This window comes from Streptomyces sp. NPDC047108, from assembly GCF_040643575.1.
Classification (GTDB): domain Bacteria; phylum Actinomycetota; class Actinomycetes; order Streptomycetales; family Streptomycetaceae; genus Streptomyces.
In genome coordinates, this window is the sequence record NZ_JBEYUP010000017.1 from 67,970 (window position 1) to 88,221 (window position 20,252).

Consider the following 20,252-nt stretch of genomic DNA (forward strand, 5'->3'; position numbering starts at 1 on the left):
CTGCATACGGCAGGACCGCACCCCCTGCTCGGAAGAGGGGTGCGGCCCTGCCGCATGGGGTTCCGGTGACCCCTTTCGGGACCTGGATCCTAGGAGAGCAGCTCGATTTCGGCCAGGGTTGCGGCACCGCCGACCGCTTCGAGCCGGTAGTGCGCGTAGCGGTCCGGACCGGCCACCTTGAACGCCCTGGTCTGCCGGTTCCAGGCGAACGACTCCCCGGACCTGCGGTCGATCTCCTTCCACGTCTTTCCGTCGGCGGAGCCCTTGAGGACCCAGCCCTTCGGCGCCTCGGCCGCCTTCGCCGAGGTGAGCGTGTAATACGTGACGCGGGAGCCGGATGTCACCCGGGGCTCCGCCGAGGTGAAGGACTCCTCCGACTTCGAGGTGTCGTCGGTCAGCTTCGACCCGTCGTTCTCCGTCACGTCCTTCATCGGGGACGGCTTCGCGTCGCCCTGGGTGAGGGAGGTGGGCCCGGCGTTCGCGCCCGTACCCCACTTCGAGGGCTTCGGACCCATGGTGAACTCCAGCGTCCCGCCCTTGGCGATGGCCGAGTGCGGCAGCGCGGTGGAGTTCCACGCCTTGCCGTTCACCTTCAGGCCCTGGACGTAGACGTTGCGCGCGCTGTTCTGCGGTGCCTTGACGACCAGGTCGCGGCCTGGCAGATGCACGGTCGCCTTGGTGAACAGCGGGGAGCCGATGGCGTATTCGGGGCTGCCCATGACCAGCGGGTAGAAGCCGAGGGCGCTGAAGAGGTACCACGCCGACATCTCGCCGTTGTCCTCGTCGCCCGGGTAGCCCTGGCCGATCTCACTGCCGAGGTAGAGGCGGGAGAGCACGTCGCGGACCTTCTCCTGCGTCTTCCACGGCTTCCCGGCCGCGTCGTACATGTACGGGATGTGGTGCGAGACCTGGTTGCTGTGCCCGTACATGCCCATCCGGACGTCCCGCGCCTCGGTCATCTCATGGATGACACCGCCGTAGGAACCGGCCAGATCGGGGTCGGCCGTCTCGGGGGTGGAGAAGAAGGAGTCCAGCTTCTTGGCGAAGGCGGACCGGCCGCCGTAGAGGTTGGCCAGACCGCGGGTGTCCTGCGGGGCGGTGAAGGCGAAGTTCCAGCCGTTGGTCTCGGTGTAGTCGTGGCCCCAGACCCGCGGGTCGTAGTCGCCGGGCTTCACCCGCCAGTCGCCGTTCGGGCGCTTGCCCTGGAAGAAGCCGATGCCCTGGTCGAAGTGGTTCACGTAGGACTGGGCGCGGCTGGTGAAGTAGGCCGACTCCTCCTTGTAGCGGGCCTTCTTCGTCTTCGCGTAGAGCGCCTTGCCCATCTGCGCCAGGCCGAAGTCGTTGAGATAGCCCTCCAGCGCCCAGGACATGCCCTCCTTGGTGTCCGTGCTGGTGAAGCCGCGGAAGACCGAGGTCTCCATGCCCTTGCGGCCCACGCCGGGGGAGGGCGGGGCGACGGTCGCGTTCTTCAGCGCCGCCTCGTACGCCGCCTCCGCGTCCAGGCCCACGCCCTTGAGGTACGCGTCGGCGAAGGCCACGTCCGAACTGGTGCCGGTCATCAGGTCGGCGTAGCCGGGCGAGGACCAGCGGGAGATCCAGCCGCCGTCCTTGTACTGCTGGATGAAGCCGTCGGCCATGGTCGCGGCCCGGTCCGGGGTGAGCAGGGAGTACGCGGGCCAGGTCGTCCGATAGGTGTCCCAGAAGCCGTTGTTGACGAAGACCTTGCCGTCGACGATCTTCGCGCCGGTCCGGGTCGGGGAGTTCTCGCCGGTCGCCTCGGAGAACGGGCTGGCGTACCGGTACCGCGGCTTCTGCCGGCTGCCCGTGTTCTCGTAGCCGGAGTTCGGATACAGGTAGAGCCGGTAGAGGTTCGAGTAGAGCGTCGTGAGCTGGTCGCGGCTCGCGCCCTCCACCTCGACGCGGCCCAGGATGTCGTCCCACGCCTTCTGGGCGCGGGCCCTGACGGACTCCACGGTGTCGGACGCGGAGATCTCCTGCGCGAGGTTGGCCTTGGCCTGGTCGACGCCGATCAGGGAGGTGGCCAGGCGCAGGGTGACCGTACGGTCGGCGCCGGGGGTGAACCGCATGAAGCCGGTGACGTCCTTGCCGCCGCCTCCGGACAGCTTGCCGCTGTCGCTGACGGGCGTGTCGAAGACGCCGTAGACGAACATCCGGGTGGCGCCGGTGGACAGACCGGACTTCACATCCGAGTACCCGGTCACGACCCCGCTGTCGGGGTCGAGGCTCAACCCGCCGGAGTTGTTGACGTTGTCGAAGATCACGCTCGCGTCGGCGCCGGGGAAGGTGAAGCGCATCATCGCGGCGTGGTCGGTGGGCACGATCTCGGTCTTCAGCCCGTTCTCGAACGTCACGCCGTAGTAGTGCGGGCGGGCGGTCTCCTTCTCGTGCCGGAAGGGGAGCGCCCGCGCCTTGCGCCCGGCGTCGGGGGTGCCGGAGGCGGCCGACGGCATCACCTGGAAGGTCTGCCGGTCGCCCATCCAGGGGCTGGGTTCATGGGAGGCGCCGAAGGCCTGGAGAGTGGGGAGGTTGTCGGCGTTGTTGGCCTTGGCGTACTCGTACAGCCAGCTCGTCGAGCCGGCGTTGGTCATCGGCGTCCAGAAGTTGAAGCCGTTCGGCACGGCGGTGGCCGGGACGTTGTTGCCGCGCGAGAAGCTGCCGCTGGAGTGGGTGCCGCGCGTGGTGGACGCGTAGTCCGAGAGATGGGCGGGCGGCTTCCCGGCCGCTTCGGGCGCGATGGAGACGTCGTCCACCCAGCCGCGGAACTTCGCCGGGCCCTTGGGGGCGTCGTACGCGACCAGGACGCGGTCGACGGTCTTGCCCGCGGCGACCCGCCCGATCAGGGACTCCTTGTGGGTCCACTGGTTGACGGAGAGAGTCCTGGACTCGCCCTGACCCTGCGGGGTGAGGCGCGCGCCGTGCTGGTCGGTGGCGGCGAGGTCGCTCAGATACGTCCCGTCGGTGAAGGCCAGGTCGAGGGAGACACGGGTGGCCGGGTACTTCAGGTCGGTCTCGCCCATCGAGGGAAAGACGCGGTACGAGAGCTGGGTCCGGGCCGTCACCGGAGTGCTGACGTCGAAGACTTTGTTGTACGAGTACGCGCGGCCCTCGGGCTGGTGTGTGCCCGCGTAGCGCAGGGCCCGCAGGCCGGTGAAGCCCGCGTTCGCCTTGGCGGTCGGGCCGCCCGAAGGACCGCGGTCGGCGTGGGTGCGCATGTCGGAGGGGGCGGGCTCGCCGGTGTCCTCGACGGCGAGCTGGAGTTCGGCGAGCTGGGTGATGCCGTCGCCGTTGTTGGCGGTGATGTCGAGCCGGTAGTGCCGGTACGCGGTGGAGTTGCCGGCGTCGAACTCGCGGGTCTCCTGGCGCTTCTCGAAGACCTCGTCCTCGCGGGTGTCCAGGTCCTTCCAGCTCTCCCCGTCGTTCGAGCCCTGAAGGGTCCAGTTCCTGGGGTCGCGGCCCGCCTCGTCGTTGGCGGACGTCAGGGCGTAGCGGACGACCTCGACCGGCTCGTCGAGCTCGAACTCCAGCCACGCGGTCTTCTCGAAGGCCAGCCACTTGGTGGTGGCTTCGCCGTCGACGAGGTTCTCCTTGATCTCGCCGCCGTCGGTGTTCTCCGCGCCGGCACGGACGTCGGTGACCTTGCCTGTCACATTGCCCGGAATGCCCGAGGTGTCCCCTCCGTCGACACCTGAGGCCTTCTTCTTCCCGTCGGGTCCGGTTTCGACCGTATTGCTCCAACTCGGCTGGGGATCGCCTGACTCGAAGGAGGATGTAAACTCCTGCGAGGATCGCACCGGTTCGTGTGGAGAGCGCGTCACCGCTTCCTGCGAAGAGCGCGTCACCGCTTCCTGCGGGGAATGCCCCATCGCTTCGTGGGGAGAGAGCGCCACCGCCGAGCCCTGGGACGTCGCAGCCAGCGCAACGGCCGCCACCAGGGCGACCGTACGTCCGAGCGTGCGCCATCGTCTGCGCTGCATTCAGCCCCTCCGCGATCTTGACATCGTTGTCAACCGGGTTGCGCAGGATTAAGTAATGGTTGACGGGGGTGGTGGTGTCAAGGGCGTTCGTCACGCCACTCCGACGGGTTATCAAATGGCGCCCGTTGGGTGTCGTTCGGCCCTGTTTTATCCAGCGACCGTTCGTCCGTTTTTCCCTGAGGTCTCAACTCGGGAAAGACTGCCGGGCAAACTTGCATTCGATCTTGCCCGCCCCGGCGTAAGTGGACTATACCTGTCGGCGTCTGCCAGCTGTTGGCACCGGCTGCGGGCCCCGGAGGGAGCGGAGGGCGACGGCGGGGGAGGCGTTGATCGCGTCAACTGCCGGGCCCTGTCACCGTTCCCGCCGCACCCTGCACGACCCCAGCTTCAATATGACCGCGGTGGCGGGGCCCTTCGCCGGATGGCTGAATCCGTACGGGCGACCGGTACACCGCCTGAGTCCTGGAGAAGGCGAGGACTTGAGCATGGGATCCACCTCCGGCCACACCGACGAAGGCTTCGGCCGCCGCGATCTGATCAAGCGTTCCGCTGCCGTCGGCCTGATATCCGTCCCCACGATGAGCTTTCTCGCCTCGTGCGCCAGCAGCGACAGCGGCGCCGACAACAAGGTCGAGAAGGGCGAGAAGACCGCCAAGAATCCGCTGGGTGTCAATGACAGCGCGCCGCTCGAGGTCGTCATCTTCGACGGCGGTTTCGGCACCGAGTACGCGGAGGACGCCAAGGCCGTCTACGAGAAGACCTACACCAAGGTCACGGTCAAGTTCCGCGCCACCCAGAAGATCCAGTCCGAGCTGCAGCCGCGCTTCAACGGCGGCACCCCGCCGGACCTGATCGACAACTCCGGCGCCGAGCAGATGGACATGGGCGTCCTGGTCGGCAAGAAGCAGCTCACCGACCTCACCCCGCTGCTCGACGCCCCCTCAATCGACGACCCGAAGAAGAAGGTGCGCGACACGCTGCGCCCCGGCGTCGTCGAAATGGGCCAGTTCGACGGCGAGCCGGTCTGGATCATGTACTACGCGTACACCGTCTACGGCGTGTGGTACTCCCAGACCGCGCTGGAGAAGCTGGACGCGGAGTACCCGGAGACCTGGGACGACATGCTCGCGCTCTGCGCGAAGGCCAAGAAGAAGGGCATCGCGGGCTGGACGTACGCGGGCAAGCACCCGTACTACATCCCCTTCAGCCTGTACCCGTTCATCGGCAAGATCGGTGGCCGGGAGGTGCTCGACGCGATCGACAACCTCGAGCCCAATGCCTGGAAGCACCCGGCGGTCAAGGCGGCCTTCGAGGCGTACTACGAGCTGTTCAAGAAGGGCTACATCCTCAAGGGCACCCCGGGCCTGGACCACATCCAGTCCCAGACCGCCTGGAACGAGGGCAAGGCGCTCTTCATCCCCAACGGCTCCTGGGTGGAGAACGAGGCGAAGAAGACCACGCCGAAGAACTTCGAGATGCGGGTCTCCGCCCCGTCCAGCCTGGACAGCTCCGACAAGCTGCCCTTCGGCACGATGTGGGCCTCCGGCGGTGAGCCCTTCATCGTCCCGGCCAAGGCGAAGAACCCCGACGGCGGCATGGAGCAGCTGCGCATCATGCTCAGCGAGGCGTCGTCGAAGAACTTCACCCAGCAGGTCGCGTCGCTGACGTCGTACGACGGGGGCACCGACGGGCTGACCATGCCGCCGGGGCTGACCTCGGCGATCGCGGCCCTGGAGAAGGCCGGGGACAACGTCCTCAACCCGCGTATCCAGGACTGGTACGTGGCGCTGCAGAAGGAGAAGATCGGCGTCGCCGGTCTCGGGGAGATGATGGCCGGCCGCCTCACACCGGCCGAGGCCATCAAGAAGATCCAGGGGTTCGCCGACGAGGCGGCCAAGGACAGCTCCATCAAGCACTACAAGCACCAGTGAGGCCGGGGCCGGGGGGATCCTCCCGGGGCAGCGGGGCCGGGGGACGCCGGCCGGTGCTGCCCGCGGGGGGCCTCCGGCCCGGCACAGTGCCGGCGGCAGCACCCGCAGGGAGATCGGGGTCGGTCCATGCAGCACGGTAAGTACCGGTTCATCGTGGGGTTCCTGGCGGCCCCCCTGGCGATCTACGTCCTCTTCGTCATCTGGCCGTTCATCCAGTCCATCTACTACTCGTTCACGGACTGGAGCGGCCTGAGCCCGGACTTCGCGATGGTCGGCTTCGACAACTACAGCCGGATGCTGGAGGACGACGTCTTCTGGAAGTCGTTCCAGCACAGCGCGCTGTTCGTGCTGCTGCTGCCGCTGGTCACGATCGGCCTCGCGCTGTTCTTCGCCTTCATGCTGAACGTCGGCGGGCGGCGCGGGAAGGGCGCCGCGATCGCCGGTGTGCGGGGCAGCGCCTTCTACAAGATCGTGTACTTCTTCCCGCAGGTGCTGTCGATCGCGATCGTCGCCCTGCTGTTCCAGTTCGCCTACAACCCCAACAGCGGCGCGCTGAACTCCGCGCTGGACGCGGTGGGGCTGGACTCCGTGCAGCCGAACTGGCTGGGCGATCCGGATCTCGCGCTGTGGTGCGTGATGGCTGTCCTGGTCTGGAGCACCGTCGGCTTCTTCGTCGTGCTCTTCTCCGCCGGCATGTCGTCCATCCCCAACGACTTCTACGAGGCGGCGCTGCTCGACGGCGCCAACCGCTTCACCACGTTCTTCAGGATCACGTTGCCGCTGCTGTGGGACACCGTGCAGTCGGGATGGGTCTACATGGGCATCCTGGCGCTGGGGGCGGAGTCCTTCGCGGTCGTGCAGATCATGACCGTGGGCCCGAACGGGGGCGGCCCCGACTACTCCACGACGGTGCTCCCGCTGTACGTCTACCAAAAGGCATTCCGCGACGGCCAGGCGGCCTACGCGACGACGATCGGTGTCGCCCTGCTCGTCGTCACGCTGGCCTTCGCGGCCGTCGTGATGCGGCTGGGCCGGCGCGAGCGGCTGGAGTACTGATGAAGACGACCGACACCCCTCCCGCCGGCGTCACGGGGGACCGCCCGCCCGTCGTGAAGACCGGACCGGCCCCGGAGGAGACGGGGGAGAAGCGCGAGGGCCGCGTCCTCAACGTCTTCTCCCACGGGATGCTCGTCCTGTGGGCCTTCATGGTCGTCATGCCCCTGCTCTGGGCGGTGATGACGTCCTTCAAGACGGACCGGGAGATCTTCACCTCGCCGTGGTCGTTGCCGACGTCCCTGCAGTTCGGCAACTGGTCGCGCGCCTGGACGCAGGCGCACATGAGCGACTACTTCCTCAACACGGTGCTGGTGGTCGGCGGCTCGCTCGTCGGCACCATGCTGCTGGGATCCATGGCGGCCTACGTGCTGGCCCGGTTCAGCTTCCCGGGCAACCGCTTCATCTACTTCCTCTTCATCGGAGGGATGAGCTTCCCGATCATCCTGGCGCTGGTGCCGCTGTTCTACGTGATGAACAACATGGCCCTGCTCAACACGCTGCACGGCCTGGTCCTCGTCTACATCGCGTACTCCCTGCCGTTCACGGTCTTCTTCCTCACGGCCTTCTTCCGGACGCTGCCCACGTCGGTGGCGGAGGCGGCCTTCATGGACGGTGCCTCGCACACCCGGACGTTCTTCCAGGTGATGCTCCCGATGGCCAAGCCCGGTCTGATCAGCGTCGGGATCTTCAACTTCCTGGGGCAGTGGAACCAGTACATGCTGCCGACGGTGCTCAACTCCGAACCGGAGAAGAAGGTCCTGTCCCAGGGCCTGGTGCAGCTCGCCGTGAGCCAGGGCTACAAGGGCGACTGGTCGGGGCTCTTCGCGGGTCTGGTGATGGCGATGCTGCCGGTGCTCGCCGCGTACATCGTCTTCCAGCGGCAGGTCGTGGCCGGTCTGACGGCGGGCGCCCTGAAGTAGACAGGCGGCCGTTCGCCGACGTCGGCGGGCGCCGGTGCCCGTTCCCGTGACGCATGCGGGCGGCGCGCGGCATCCGGACAGCGCGGTACGGGCACGGCGCGTGCCCGTACCCCGGCATGTGCACGAGAGGGTGCACGGGCCCCGGAACGGGACGCCTACGGGGTTCGGCGTGTGATAGCGCTCATTCGACGCCTCCCCCGCTCAAGGTCTTGACGGGAGACAACCTCTGGGGCTCATCTTAGAGTTCACATGTTGTACACGACGGGGCCTCACCGTGGCGGCTCCGTCCTGCCCCTGGCTGGGAGTGATCAGACCGTGGTGGAGACTCCGGGATCGCAGTCGTCGCTGCACCGGGCCAATCTGGAACGGGTCGTCCGTGCGGTCCGGCTGGCCGGTTCCCTGACACAGGCGGAAATCGCCCGGAGCACCGGGCTGTCCGCCGCCACGGTCTCCAACATCGTCCGGGAGCTGAAGGACGGCGGCACGGTCGAGGTGACGCCCACCTCGGCGGGGGGCAGGCGGGCGCGCAGCGTCTCGCTCAGCGGCGACGCGGGCATCGTGGTCGGTGTGGACTTCGGCCACACCCATCTGCGCGTCGCGGTCGGCAATCTGGCCCACCAGGTGCTCGCCGAGGAAGCCGAGCCCCTGGACGTGGACGCGTCCGCAGCCCAGGGTTTCGACCGCGCGGAGAGTCTGGTGAGCCGGCTGGTCGCGGCGACCGGCATCGGCCAGGAGAAGGTCATCGGCGTGGGGCTCGGCGTACCGGGCCCGATCGACGTGGAGTCCGGGACGCTCGGCTCCAGCGCGATCCTGCCGGGCTGGGTCGGGACCAATCCGCGCGAGGAGCTGGCGGGACGGCTCGGCGTGCCCGTGCACGTCGACAACGACGCCAACCTCGGCGCGCTCGGCGAACTGGTCTGGGGCAGCGGCCGCGGCGTGAAGGACCTCGCGTACATCAAGGTCGCCAGCGGTGTCGGCGCCGGTCTGGTGATCAACGGGCAGATCTACCGCGGCCCGGGAGGTACGGCGGGGGAGATCGGGCACATCACACTCGACGAGTCCGGGCCGGTGTGCCGCTGCGGCAACCGCGGCTGCCTGGAGACCTTCACCGCCGCCCGCTACATCCTCGGACTGCTGCAGTCGAGCCACGGACCCGACCTCACGGTGGAGCGCATGGTGCAGCTCGCGCGCGAGGGCGACCCGGGTTGCCGGAGGGTCGTCGCGGACGTCGGCCGCCACATCGGCAGCGGCGTCGCGAACCTGTGCAATCTCCTCAACCCCAGCCGGGTGGTGCTGGGAGGCGATCTCGCGGAGGCGGGGGAGCTGGTGCTCGCCCCGATACGGGAATCGGTGGCGCGTTACGCCATCCCGAGCGCGGCGCGGCAGCTCTCGGTGGTGCCGGGCGCGCTCGGCAGCCGTGCGGAGGTGCTGGGCGCGCTGGCTCTCGTCCTCAATGAGATGGGCGATTCAACCCTTTTGGATGGATCCTTGGCGGCTCCCGCACCCGCCTTCACTTAGATAACGAATGGCACCGTTGCCATCTCGTTAAGGATTTACTTCTTGACGCTCACGTGGTGGCCGAGTTGACTTCCAGCCACCTCGGCCGCAACGACGCGGCCTCGTCAGGGAGGTTCCACGGATGAACGCAACGATGCGTCGCGTTGTGATCGGTACGGCCGCGGTGTCCATGGCTCTGTCCATGGCAGCGTGCGGCAAGGCCGGCAGCGACGGCGGTGACAGCGACAACAAGACGATCGGTCTTCTCCTGCCGGAGAACAAGACGACCCGGTACGAGACCTTCGACCGCCCGTTCATGGAGAAGAAGATCAAGTCGCTCTGCAGCGACTGCGACGTGGCGTACAACAACGCCAACCAGGACACCGAGACTCAGAAGAAGCAGTTCGACGCCCTGATCACCAAGGGCGTCAAGGTGATCATTCTGGACGCGGTCGACGCCACCGCGACCAAGTCCTGGGTCGACTCCGCCGCCAAGAAGGGCGTCAAGGTCGTGGCCTACGACCGCCTGGCCGAGGGTGACATCTCCGCGTACGTCTCCTACGACAACGAGAAGATCGGCCAGCTCCAGGGCCAGGGGGTTCTCAACGCGCTCGGCGACAAGGCCAAGGACAGCCGCGTCGTCATGATCAACGGCTCGCCGACCGACCCGAACGCCGCGCTCTTCAAGTCCGGCGCTCACAGCGTCCTCGACGGCAAGGTCAAGAAGGTCGTCTACGAGCAGGACATCCCGGACTGGTCGCCGGACGAGGCCAACAAGAAGATGGCGGCCGCCATCACCTCCCTGGGCAAGACCGGCTTCGACGCCGTCTACTCCGCGAACGACGGGATGGCGGGCGGCATCACCACCGCCCTGAAGTCCGCGGGCGTCAAGAACGTGCCGGTCGGCGGCCAGGACGCCGAACTCGCCGGTCTGCAGCGGATCCTCTCGGGCAGCCAGTCCTTCACCATCTACAAGGGCATCAAGCCCGAGGCGGAGACCACGGCGGAGATCGCGGTCAAGCTCCTCAAGGGTGAGGACATCGCCTCGATCGCCCCCGAGAAGATGGACAGCAAGAGCAAGAAGGGCATCCCCACCAAGCTCTACGACGCGACGATCGTGACCGACAAGAACATCCAGGACACGATCATCAAGGACAACGTCTACTCGGCCGACAAGATCTGCACCGCCGACTTCAAGGCGGCGTGCGACAAGGCCGGCATCAAGTAGCCACGGCCGCTCCGGCCGCAGGCCCCCGGGCTCCTGGCCTCCGGGCCACGGGCCGTACGGCGGAAGCCCGTCCGGCACCCGCCCCGCCATCACCCCGCCGGCGGGGCGGGTGCCGGACAATCCGCAGTAAATCCCCGCAAACCCCTCTTGCTCTCGCATCCTCCGCGCATCTCCGACTGCGCGGTGTCCCCGCCCGTGAAGGCGGTGAAGGAGATGATTCACGTGTCCGCTACGCCCGTGCTGGCGTTGCGCGGGGTCTCCAAGCGGTTCGGCGCCGTCCAGGCGCTCACCGACGTCGATCTGGAGATCCGCACAGGCGAGGTGGTCGCCCTCGTCGGCGACAACGGCGCCGGAAAGTCCACTCTGGTCAAGACGATCGCGGGCGTGCACCCGATCGACGAGGGCGGCATCGAGTGGGAAGGCCGGCGGGTCGCCATCAACCGGCCGCACGACGCCCAGGACCTCGGTATCGCGACCGTCTACCAGGACCTTGCCCTGTGCGACAACCTCGATGTGGTCGCCAACCTCTTCCTCGGCCGCGAACTGCGGCGCGCGAGCGTCATCGACGAGGTGGCGATGGAGAAGCGCGCCAAGGAGCTGCTGGAGACGCTGTCCATCCGCATCCCCAGCGTCCGCATCCCGATCGCGTCGCTCTCCGGTGGTCAGCGCCAGGTCGTCGCGATCGCCCGCGCCCTGATCGGCGAGCCCAAGGTCGTCATCCTCGACGAGCCCACCGCCGCACTCGGCGTCGAGCAGACCGCGCAGGTCCTCGACCTGGTCGAGCGGCTGCGCGAGCGCGGCCTCGCCGTCATCCTCATCAGCCACAACATGGAGGACGTCAAGGCCGTGGCCGACAAGGTCGCCGTGCTGCGGCTGGGGCGCAACAACGGTGTCTTCACGGTGAAGGACACCTCCCACGAAGAGATCATCGCCGCCATCACCGGCGCCACGGACAACGCCGTGACGCGCCGTCAGGCGCGCACCGCGGAGGTGGCCAAGTGAGCGACGTCAGGATCACCAAGAACTCCGAGCCCTCAGGGTCCTCCACGGTCGTCGACGACAGCGCGGCGCCGATCCCGGTCGTCGACCCCCGCCTGCTCGTCCGCGAGCAGGGCCTCAAGGGCTACGTCACCGAGTTCAAGCGCAAGGTCCGCGGTGGTGAGCTGGGTTCGATCCCGGTCGTCCTCGGCCTGATCGTCATCGGTGTCATCTTCCAGTCGCTGGACGCCAGCTTCCTGTCCGCCGACAGCCTCAGCAACATCAGCATCTACGTCGCGGGCCAGGGCATCATGGCCGTCGGCATCGTATTCGTGCTGCTGCTGGGCGAGATCGATCTGTCGGTGGGGTCCGTGGCCGGTGTGGGCGCGGCCATCTGGGCGGTGCTGAGCGTCACCCATGACATGGGCGACGGCCTCTCGGTGCTGATCGCCATCGCCGCGGGCGCGTTCATCGGTGCTCTGCACGGCTTCTTCTTCGCCAAGGTGGGCGTCCCGGCCTTCGTGGTCACCCTTGCCGGTTTCCTCGGCTGGAGCGGTCTGCAGATCTGGCTCATGGGCCAGGAAGGCAGCATCAACACGCCGAGCGGCAGCATCGTCGACCAGCTCACGAACTACTACTTCGAGGACATTTCGGCCGCCTACGGTCTGGCGGTCGTCGCGTCCGCGGCGTACCTCGGTTCGATGCTGCTCGACTCCCGCCGCCGCCGGTCCGCAGGGCTGCCCTCCCGCCCGGTGAGCGAGATCGCCCTGCGGACGGGCGTGGTGGCCGCACTGTCCTTCGTCGCGGCCTACGAACTGAACCAGTCGCGCGGTCTGCCGCTCGCGCTGGTGATCTTCCTGGTGGTGCTGGTCTTCACCGACTTCGTGGTCCGGCGCACCACATACGGCCGGCAGATCTTCGCCGTCGGCGGCAACGCCGAGGCCGCACGCCGCGCCGGTATCAATGTGGAGAAAATTCGCATCACGGTCTTCGCGATCGCCGGCACCCTGGCCGTCGTCGGCGGCCTGTTCATCGCGAGCCTGTCCGGTGGCGCCACCAAGAGCCTGGGCGCCGGCAACACGCTGATGAACGTGATCGCGGCGGCCGTCATCGGCGGCACCAGCCTCTTCGGCGGTCGCGGCAAGATCTGGTCGGCACTGCTGGGCATGCTCGTGATCCAGTCGATCCAGCAGGGCCTGAACCTGCTCGGCATGGCCAGCGAGATCCAGTACATGATCACCGGAGCGGTCCTGCTCGCCGCGGTCGTCATCGACTCGGTCTCCCGCAGGACTCAGAAGTCGGCCGGACGTACCTGACCAACCGGCCGCTTCACGGCGCGTGCCCGGCACCCTCGGGGGTGCCGGGCACCGCTGTGTTCTCGGCCATTCGCGTGACGGACATCGCACCTCCCGTCGAACGTCCCGGGAGGCGGAACATTAGACTCGACAGACCGGCAAGGTTCGACAGAGCAGCTCGACTGCAAGGAGGCACGGGTGGCGTTGCTGACCCGCATCAGGGGACCGCGCGATCTCGACCGGCTCGGCCCGAAGCAGCTCAACCAGCTCGCGGCGGAGATCCGGGACTTCCTCGTCGGCGCGGTGTCCAGGACGGGTGGTCACCTCGGCCCGAACCTGGGCGTCGTCGAGCTGACCATCGCCCTGCACCGCGTCTTCGACTCCCCGAAGGACCGGGTGCTCTTCGACACCGGTCACCAGAGCTACGTCCACAAGCTCCTCACGGGCCGTCAGGACTTCTCGAAGCTGAGGGCCAAGGGCGGCCTGTCCGGCTACCCGTCGCGCGCCGAGTCCGAGCACGACGTCATCGAGAACAGCCACGCCTCGACGGTGCTCGGCTGGGCCGACGGCCTGGCCAAGGCCAACCAGGTGCGGAAGAAGGACGACCACGTCGTCGCGGTCATCGGTGACGGCGCACTGACCGGTGGCATGGCGTGGGAGGCGCTCAACAACATCGCCGACGCCAAGGACCGTCCGCTGGTCATCGTCGTCAACGACAACGAGCGTTCGTACGCGCCCACCATCGGCGGCCTCGCCAACCACCTCGCCACCCTCCGCACCACCGACGGCTACGAGCGCTTCCTCGCCCGCGGCAAGGACCTCCTCGAGCGCACCCCCGTCCTCGGCCGCCCGCTCTACGAAACGCTGCACGGCGCGAAGAAGGGCCTGAAGGACTTCATCGCCCCGCAGGGCATGTTCGAGGACCTGGGCCTGAAGTACGTCGGCCCGATCGACGGACACGACATCGAGGCCCTGGAGTCGGCGCTGCAGCGCGCCAAGCGCTTCGGCGGCCCGGTCATCGTCCACTGCCTCACCGAGAAGGGCCGCGGCTACACCCCGGCGGTCGAGGACGAGGCCGACCGCTTCCACGCGGTGCCCGTCATCCACCCCGACACGGGCCTGCCGGTCTCGGCCGCGGGTGCCGACTGGACCTCGGTCTTCGGCGAGGAGATGGTCAAGCTCGGCACGGAGCGTGAGGACGTCGTCGCCATCACCGCGGCCATGCTCCAGCCCGTCGGCCTGCACAAGTTCGCGAAGGCCTTCCCCGACCGCGTCTACGACGTGGGCATCGCCGAGCAGCACGCCGCGGTCTCCGCGGCGGGCCTGGCCACCGGCGGTCTGCACCCCGTCGTCGCCATCTACGCCACCTTCCTCAACCGCGCCTTCGACCAGGTCCTCATGGACGTGGCCCTGCACAAGTGCGGTGTCACCTTCGTCCTGGACCGGGCGGGCGTCACCGGCTCCGACGGCGCCTCCCACAACGGCATGTGGGACATGTCGATCCTCCAGGTCGTCCCCACCCTGCGCATCGCGGCCCCGCGCGACGCCGACCAGCTCCGCGCCCAGCTCCGCGAAGCCGTCGAGGTCGACGACGCGCCCACCGTCGTCCGCTACTCCAAGGGCGCGGTCGGCCCGGCCGTACCGGCCGTGGGCCGGATCGGCGGCATGGACCTGCTCCGCGGTCCGGCGGACGAGACCGCCCGGCCCGACGTCCTGCTGGTCTCCGTCGGCGCGCTCGCCCCGATGTGCCTGGAGGTCGCCGACCTGCTCGACAAGCAGGGCATCTCGACGACCGTGGTCGACCCGCGCTGGGTCAAGCCCGTCGACGAGCAGCTGCCCGCGCTCGCCGAGCGTCACCGCGTCGTCGTCACCGTCGAGGACAACGGCCGTGCTGGCGGCGTCGGTTCGGCCGTGGCCCAGGCGCTGCGCGACGCGGGCGTGGACGTGCCGCTGCGCGACTTCGGTATCCCGCCGCGCTTCCTCGACCACGCCTCCCGCAAGGAGGTCCTGGCCGAGATCGGGCTCACCGCCCCGGACATCGCCCGTCAGGTCACCGGCCTGGTCGCCGAGCTCGACGGGCGGTACGAGGACGAGCCCTCCGGCGACGCGCCGGCCGAGGCCACCCGCGACTGACCCGCCGCACCCTCCAGCAGCAGGGCCGGTCGGAGTGCTCCGACCGGCCCAGTGCTTTTCCCACGCACCGTCACCATCGAGTGAATCCGGCGTTCCCTTCGCTGTAGTCCTGGCCACATCCGGCGGGTGCGAGAACGATGGCGCCGACGGGCGAGCGTGGAGGAGTGCCGGGTGAGTACCAGCGAACCGAAGAGCCGCAGTGCCGGAGGGGTCTTCCGGACCAAGAGCATCGAACAGTCCATCCAGGACACGGAGGAGCCGGACCACGCGCTGACCCGGTCCCTGTCCGCCCTCGACCTCACGGTCTTCGGTGTCGGTGTCATCATCGGCACCGGCATCTTCGTCCTCACCGGAGCCGCCGCCAAGGATCAGGCGGGCCCGGCCACCGCGCTGGCGTTCGTCGCCGCGGGCATCGTCTGCGCCCTGGCGGCCCTGTGCTACGCCGAGTTCGCCTCGACGGTGCCGGTGGCCGGATCCGCGTACACCTTCTCGTACGCCTCGATCGGTGAGCTGCCGGCCTGGATCATCGGCTGGGACCTGGTGCTCGAATTCGCCCTGGGGACGGCGGTGGTGGCGGTCGGCTGGTCCGGCTATGTGCGTTCGCTCATGGACAACGCCGGGTGGAACCTGCCCGACGAGCTGCAAGGACCCACCGTGGCCGAAGGCTTCGGCTTCGACCTGCTGGCCTTCCTGCTGGTGCTCGTGCTGACCGGGATCCTCGTCCTCGGGACGAAGCTCTCGGCGCGGTTCACCGCGATCGTGGTCGCGATCAAGGTGACGGTGGTGCTGATCGTCATCATCGCCGGCGCCTTCCTGATCGACTCCAAGAACTACGACCCGTTCCTCCCGCCGTCCCAGCCCAGTGCGGCGGGCTCGGGCCTGGACGCCCCGCTGGTCCAGATCATGTTCGGGTACGAGCCCACGGACTTCGGCGTCCAGGGCATCTTCACGGCCGCCGCTGTCGTGTTCTTCGCCTTCATCGGGTTCGACGTCGTGGCCACCACGGCGGAGGAGACCAGGAATCCGCAGCGTGACATGCCCCGCGGCATCCTCGGCTCGCTCGCCATCTGCACGGTGCTCTACGTCGCGGTCACCATCGTGGTGACCGGCATGCAGAAATACACCCAACTGTCCGTGGACGCCCCGCTCGCGGACGCGTTCAAGGCGGTCGGCCACCCGTGGTTCGCGGGCGCGATCAGCCTGGGTGCCGCGGTCGGCCTCACCACGGTCTGCATGATCCTGCTGCTAGGCCAGACCCGGGTGTTCTTCGCGATGAGCCGCGACGGACTGCTGCCCCGCTTCTTCTCCAAGACCCACCCGCAGTTCGCCACCCCGTACCGCTCGACGATCCTGCTCGGTGTGGTCATCGCGATCATCGCGGGCTTCACCAGCATCGAGGAGCTGGCGGAACTCGTGAACATCGGCACGCTCTTCGCCTTCGTCGTGGTCGCGATCGGCGTCATCATCCTGCGCCGTACGCGTCCCGATCTGCACCGGGCCTTCCGTACGCCGTGGGTCCCGGTGGTTCCGATCCTCTCGGTGGCCGCCTCGCTGTGGCTGATGCTGAATCTGCCGGCCGAGACGTGGGTGCGGTTCGGCGGCTGGATGATCGTCGGCGTCGTCGTCTACTTCCTCTACGGGCGCGCGCACAGCCGGATGAGTTCCACCACGAAGTTGTAGGGCCCGCGCACGACGAACGGCGCCCGCCTGCGAGTGAAGCAGGCGGGCGCCGTCGTGTCGTACGGGCGATGGCCCTGGATCAGGCGGGCACGCTCGCGACGCCCGGCTCCAGGAACCGCTTGCCGACTGCACGCTCCGAGACGCCCTCACGGTCCAGGTACGGCGTGATGCCGCCCAGGTGGAAGGGCCAGCCGGCGCCGGTGATCAGGCACAGGTCGATGTCCTGCGCCTCGGCCACCACGCCCTCGTCCAGCATGAGCCGGACCTCCTGCGCGATGGCGTCCAGCGCGCGGTCGCGGACCTGCTCCTCCGTCAGGACGGTGTCGCCGACCTGGAAGAGCGCGGCCACCTCGGGGTCGAGCTCGGGCTTGCCCGAGTCGTACGTGTACAGGCCGCGCTTGCCGGCCTCGACGACCCTGCCGAGGTTCTCCGAGACGGCGAAGCGGTCGGGGAAGGCCTGGTGCAGGGTGCCGGCGACGTGGTGGGCGACCGCCGGGCCGACCAGCTCGAGCAGCACGATCGGCGACATCGGCAGGCCGAGCGGGGCCAGCGCGCGGTCGGCGACCTCGACCGGCGTGCCCTCGTCGATCGAGCGCAGCACCTCGCCGAGGAAGCGGGTCAGCACGCGGTTGACGACGAACGCCGGGGCGTCCTTGACCAGAACGGCCGACTTCTTCAGCGTCTTGGCCACGGAGAACGCGGTGGCCAGCGACGCGTCGTCGGTCTTCTCGCCGCGGACGATCTCCAGCAGCGGAAGGACGGCGACCGGGTTGAAGAAGTGGAAGCCGACGACCCGCTCGGGGTGCCGCAGCTTCGAGGCCATCTCGGTCACCGACAGCGAGGAGGTGTTGGTGGCGAGGATGGCGTGCTCCGGCACGACGGCCTCGACCTCGGCGAACACCTTCTGCTTGACGCCCATCTCCTCGAAGACGGCCTCGATGACGAAGTCCGCGTCGCCGAAGGCGGCGGCCTTGTCCATCGAGCCGGACACCAGGGCCTTGAGGCGGTTGGCCTTGTCCTGGTTCACCCGGCCCTTGAGGAGCAGCTTGTCGATCTCCTCGTGGACGTAACCGACGCCCTTGTCGACGCGCGCCTGGTCGATGTCGGTCAGGACGACCGGCACCTCGAGGCGGCGGGCGAAGAGCAGCGCCAGCTGGGAGGCCATCAGACCGGCGCCGACGACGCCGACCTTGGTGACCGGCCGGGCCAGCTTCTTGTCCGGGGCGCCGGCGGGGCGCTTGGCCCGCTTCTGCACGAGGTTGAACGCGTAGATTCCGCTGCGCAGTTCGCCGCCCATGATGAGGTCGGCGAGCGCCTCGTCCTCGGCGTCGAAGCCCTGGCCCAGGTCGCCGTTCTTGGCGGCGGCGATGATGTCCAGCGCGCGGTACGCGGCCGGGGCCGCGCCGTGCACCTTGCCGTCGGCGACGGCCTTGCCGCGCGCCACGGCCTGGTCCCACGCCTCACCGCGGTCGATCTCGGGCCGTACGACCTCGAGTTCGCCCTTCAGCACGGCGGAGGTCCAGATCAGCGACTGCTCCAGGAAGTCCGCGCCCTCGAAGATCGCGTCGGCGATCCCGAGCTCGTGCACCTGCGCGCCCTTGAGCTGCTTGTTCTGGTTGAGGGAGTTCTCGATGATGACGCTCACCGCGCGGTCCGCACCGATGAGGTTCGGCAGGATCGCGCAGCCGCCCCAGCCGGGGACGAGGCCGAGGAAGACCTCGGGCAGCGAGAACGCCGGCAGCGCGGCGGAGACGGTGCGGTAGCTGCAGTGCAGACCGACCTCGACACCGCCGCCCATCGCGGCACCGTTGTAGTACGCGAAGGTCGGCACGGCCAGGCCCGACAGACGCCGGAAGACGTCGTGGCCGCCCTTGCCGATGGCCACCGCGTCCTCGCGGCGCTTCAGCAGCTCGACGCCCTTGAGGTCGGCGCCGACGGCGAAGATGAACGGCTTGCCGGTGAGACCGACGCCGACGATCTCGCCGTCTGCGGCCTCCTTCTCGACCTGGTCGATCGCCACGTTGAGGTTGGCGAGCGACTGCGGGCCGAAGGTGGTCGGCTTGCTGTGGTCCAGGCCGTTGTCCAGCGTGATGAGCGCGAAACGCCCTGCCCCCAGCGGGAGGTCGAGGTGGCGTACGTGAGCCTGTGTCACGACCTCGTCGGGGAAGAGCTCTGCGGCTCCCTTGAGAAGCTCTGCGGTGGTGGTCACTTGTTCCCCTCGAAGTGCGGGTTCTCCCAGATCACGGTGCCGCCCATGCCGAAGCCGACGCACATGGTGGTGATGCCGTAGCGGACCTCGGGCTGCTCCTCGAACTGGCGGGCGAGCTGCGTCATCAGCCGGACGCCGGAGGAGGCGAGCGGGTGGCCGTACGCGATGGCGCCGCCGTACTGGTTGACGCGCGGGTCGTCGTCGGCGATGCCGTAGTGGTCGAGCAGGGCCAGCACCTGGACGGCGAAGGCCTCGTTGATCTCGAACAGGCCGATGTCGCCGATCGAGAGGCCCGCCTTGGCGAGGGCCTTCTCGGTCGACGGGACCGGGCCGATGCCCATGACCTCGGGCTCGACACCCGCGAAGGCGTAGGAGACCAGGCGCATCTTGGCCGGCAGGCCGAGCTCCTGGGCCACGTCCTCGGCGGCGATGAGGGAGGCGGTGGCGCCGTCGTTGAGCCCGGCCGCGTTGCCGGCCGTGACCCGGCCGTGCGCGCGGAACGGGGTCTTGAGGCTCGCCAGGCTCTCCAGCGTGGTGCCCGGACGCATCGGCTCGTCGGCCGTGGCCAGACCCCAGCCGGTCTCACCGGCCTCGGCGTTGGTGCGGCGCACGGAGATCGGCACCAGGTCCTGCTGGATCTTGCCGTTGGCGTACGCCTTCGCGGCCTTCTCCTGGCTGCGCACCGCGTACTCGTCGACGCGCTGCTTGGTGATCTGCGGGAAGCGGTCGTGCAGGTTCTCCGCCGTCATGCCCATGAACAGGGCGGACTGGTCGACCAGCTTCTCCGAGACGAAGCGCGGGTTCGGGTCCACCGCCTCGCCCATCGGGTGGCGCCCCATGTGCTCGACACCGCCCGCGACGACCACGTCGTACGCACCGAAGGAGACGGAGCCGGCGGTGCTCGTGACGGCGGTCATCGCACCGGCGCACATGCGGTCGATGGAGTAGCCGGGGACCGACTGCGGGAGACCGGCGAGGATGCCGGCGGTACGGCCCAGGGTCAGGCCCTGGTCGCCGATCTGGGTCGTCGCGGCGATGGCGACCTCGTCGATGCGCTCCGGAGGCAGGCCGGGATTGCGGCGCAGCAGCTCGCGGATGCACTTGACGACCAGGTCGTCGGCCCGGGTCTCGTGGTAGATGCCCTTCGGGCCCGCCTTGCCGAACGGGGTACGGACGCCGTCGACGAAGACGACGTCCCTAGCGGTACGAGGCACTTGGCTCTCCTCCTGATGCGGAACGGGGCGCTGCAAGGCTGCCTGCGGCGGCGGCTCTGTCCGCCATGCTACTTGTGGGTAACCAGGCTGCCCACCCCTGCCGCCCGGAGCGTCGC

12 protein-coding genes are annotated in these 20,252 nt (G+C 68.6%); 9 read left to right on the forward strand and 3 right to left on the reverse strand.

From position 1 onward, the window contains the following. Positions 1-89: 89 nt before the first annotated feature. Entirely contained in the window at positions 90-3,995 is a 3,906-nt protein-coding gene (locus ABZ822_RS25940; protein ID WP_360858947.1) for a GH92 family glycosyl hydrolase, read from the reverse strand. A gap of 485 nt (positions 3,996-4,480) precedes the next feature. Here ABZ822_RS25940 and ngcE point away from each other — a divergent pair, with 485 nt between their 5' ends. The 9 genes from ngcE (at position 4,481) to ABZ822_RS25985 (ending at position 16,713) form a co-directional block, all read left to right on the forward strand. After that, positions 4,481-5,926, forward strand: a complete 1,446-nt coding sequence (gene ngcE, locus ABZ822_RS25945) for an N-acetylglucosamine/diacetylchitobiose ABC transporter substrate-binding protein (protein ID WP_360858950.1) — start codon at positions 4,481-4,483, stop codon at positions 5,924-5,926. A 126-nt stretch (positions 5,927-6,052) separates the two neighbouring features. Continuing rightward, positions 6,053-6,982, forward strand: a complete 930-nt coding sequence (locus tag ABZ822_RS25950) for a sugar ABC transporter permease (RefSeq protein WP_360858953.1) — start codon at positions 6,053-6,055, stop codon at positions 6,980-6,982. Then, a complete protein-coding gene (locus ABZ822_RS25955) occupies positions 6,982-7,902 on the forward strand; it encodes a carbohydrate ABC transporter permease (RefSeq protein ID WP_360858956.1) in 921 nt (306 codons plus the stop codon). The genes ABZ822_RS25950 and ABZ822_RS25955 overlap by 1 nt, the downstream gene beginning before the upstream one ends. 318 nt (positions 7,903-8,220) lie before the next feature. Continuing rightward, on the forward strand, positions 8,221-9,420 hold the full coding sequence (locus ABZ822_RS25960) for an ROK family transcriptional regulator (protein ID WP_360859116.1): 1,200 nt from the start codon (positions 8,221-8,223) through the stop codon (positions 9,418-9,420). Positions 9,421-9,541: 121 nt separating this feature from the next. After that, positions 9,542-10,627 carry a substrate-binding domain-containing protein gene (locus tag ABZ822_RS25965; RefSeq protein ID WP_360858959.1) on the forward strand — a complete coding sequence of 362 codons (1,086 nt, stop codon included), beginning with the start codon at positions 9,542-9,544 and terminating at the stop codon, positions 10,625-10,627. Positions 10,628-10,840: 213 nt separating this feature from the next. After that, on the forward strand, positions 10,841-11,629 hold the full coding sequence (locus ABZ822_RS25970) for an ATP-binding cassette domain-containing protein (RefSeq protein WP_360858962.1): 789 nt from the start codon (positions 10,841-10,843) through the stop codon (positions 11,627-11,629). Positions 11,630-11,700: 71 nt separating this feature from the next. Beyond that, positions 11,701-12,921 (forward strand): sugar ABC transporter permease, encoded by a 1,221-nt coding sequence (locus tag ABZ822_RS25975; RefSeq protein ID WP_360859119.1) that lies wholly within the window; start codon positions 11,701-11,703, stop codon positions 12,919-12,921. A gap of 177 nt (positions 12,922-13,098) precedes the next feature. Continuing rightward, a complete protein-coding gene (dxs, locus tag ABZ822_RS25980; RefSeq protein ID WP_360858965.1) occupies positions 13,099-15,033 on the forward strand; it encodes a 1-deoxy-D-xylulose-5-phosphate synthase in 1,935 nt (644 codons plus the stop codon). A 171-nt stretch (positions 15,034-15,204) separates the two neighbouring features. Then, the gene (locus tag ABZ822_RS25985; RefSeq protein WP_360858968.1) at positions 15,205-16,713 is read left to right on the forward strand and encodes an amino acid permease; all 1,509 of its coding nucleotides are present in this window, start codon (positions 15,205-15,207) and stop codon (positions 16,711-16,713) included. A gap of 79 nt (positions 16,714-16,792) precedes the next feature. Here ABZ822_RS25985 and ABZ822_RS25990 read toward each other — a convergent pair whose 3' ends face one another. Next, positions 16,793-18,922 carry a 3-hydroxyacyl-CoA dehydrogenase NAD-binding domain-containing protein gene (locus ABZ822_RS25990; RefSeq protein WP_360858971.1) on the reverse strand — a complete coding sequence of 710 codons (2,130 nt, stop codon included), beginning with the start codon at positions 18,920-18,922 and terminating at the stop codon, positions 16,793-16,795. After that, the gene (locus tag ABZ822_RS25995) at positions 18,919-20,136 is read right to left on the reverse strand and encodes an acetyl-CoA C-acyltransferase (RefSeq protein ID WP_360858978.1); all 1,218 of its coding nucleotides are present in this window, start codon (positions 20,134-20,136) and stop codon (positions 18,919-18,921) included. Before ABZ822_RS25995 ends, ABZ822_RS25990 begins: the two co-directional genes overlap by 4 nt. Positions 20,137-20,252: the final 116 nt, after the last annotated feature.

Coding starts and splice junctions, on each gene's coding strand:
- ABZ822_RS25950 (WP_360858953.1), top strand. CDS start 6,053: ATGCAGCACGGTAAGTACCGGTTCATCGTGGGGTTCCTGGCGGCCCCC.
- ngcE (WP_360858950.1), top strand. CDS start 4,481: ATGGGATCCACCTCCGGCCACACCGACGAAGGCTTCGGCCGCCGCGAT.
- ABZ822_RS25965 (WP_360858959.1), top strand. CDS start 9,542: ATGAACGCAACGATGCGTCGCGTTGTGATCGGTACGGCCGCGGTGTCC.
- ABZ822_RS25940 (WP_360858947.1), bottom strand. CDS start 3,995: ATGCAGCGCAGACGATGGCGCACGCTCGGACGTACGGTCGCCCTGGTG.
- ABZ822_RS25955 (WP_360858956.1), top strand. CDS start 6,982: ATGAAGACGACCGACACCCCTCCCGCCGGCGTCACGGGGGACCGCCCG.
- ABZ822_RS25970 (WP_360858962.1), top strand. CDS start 10,841: ATGATTCACGTGTCCGCTACGCCCGTGCTGGCGTTGCGCGGGGTCTCC.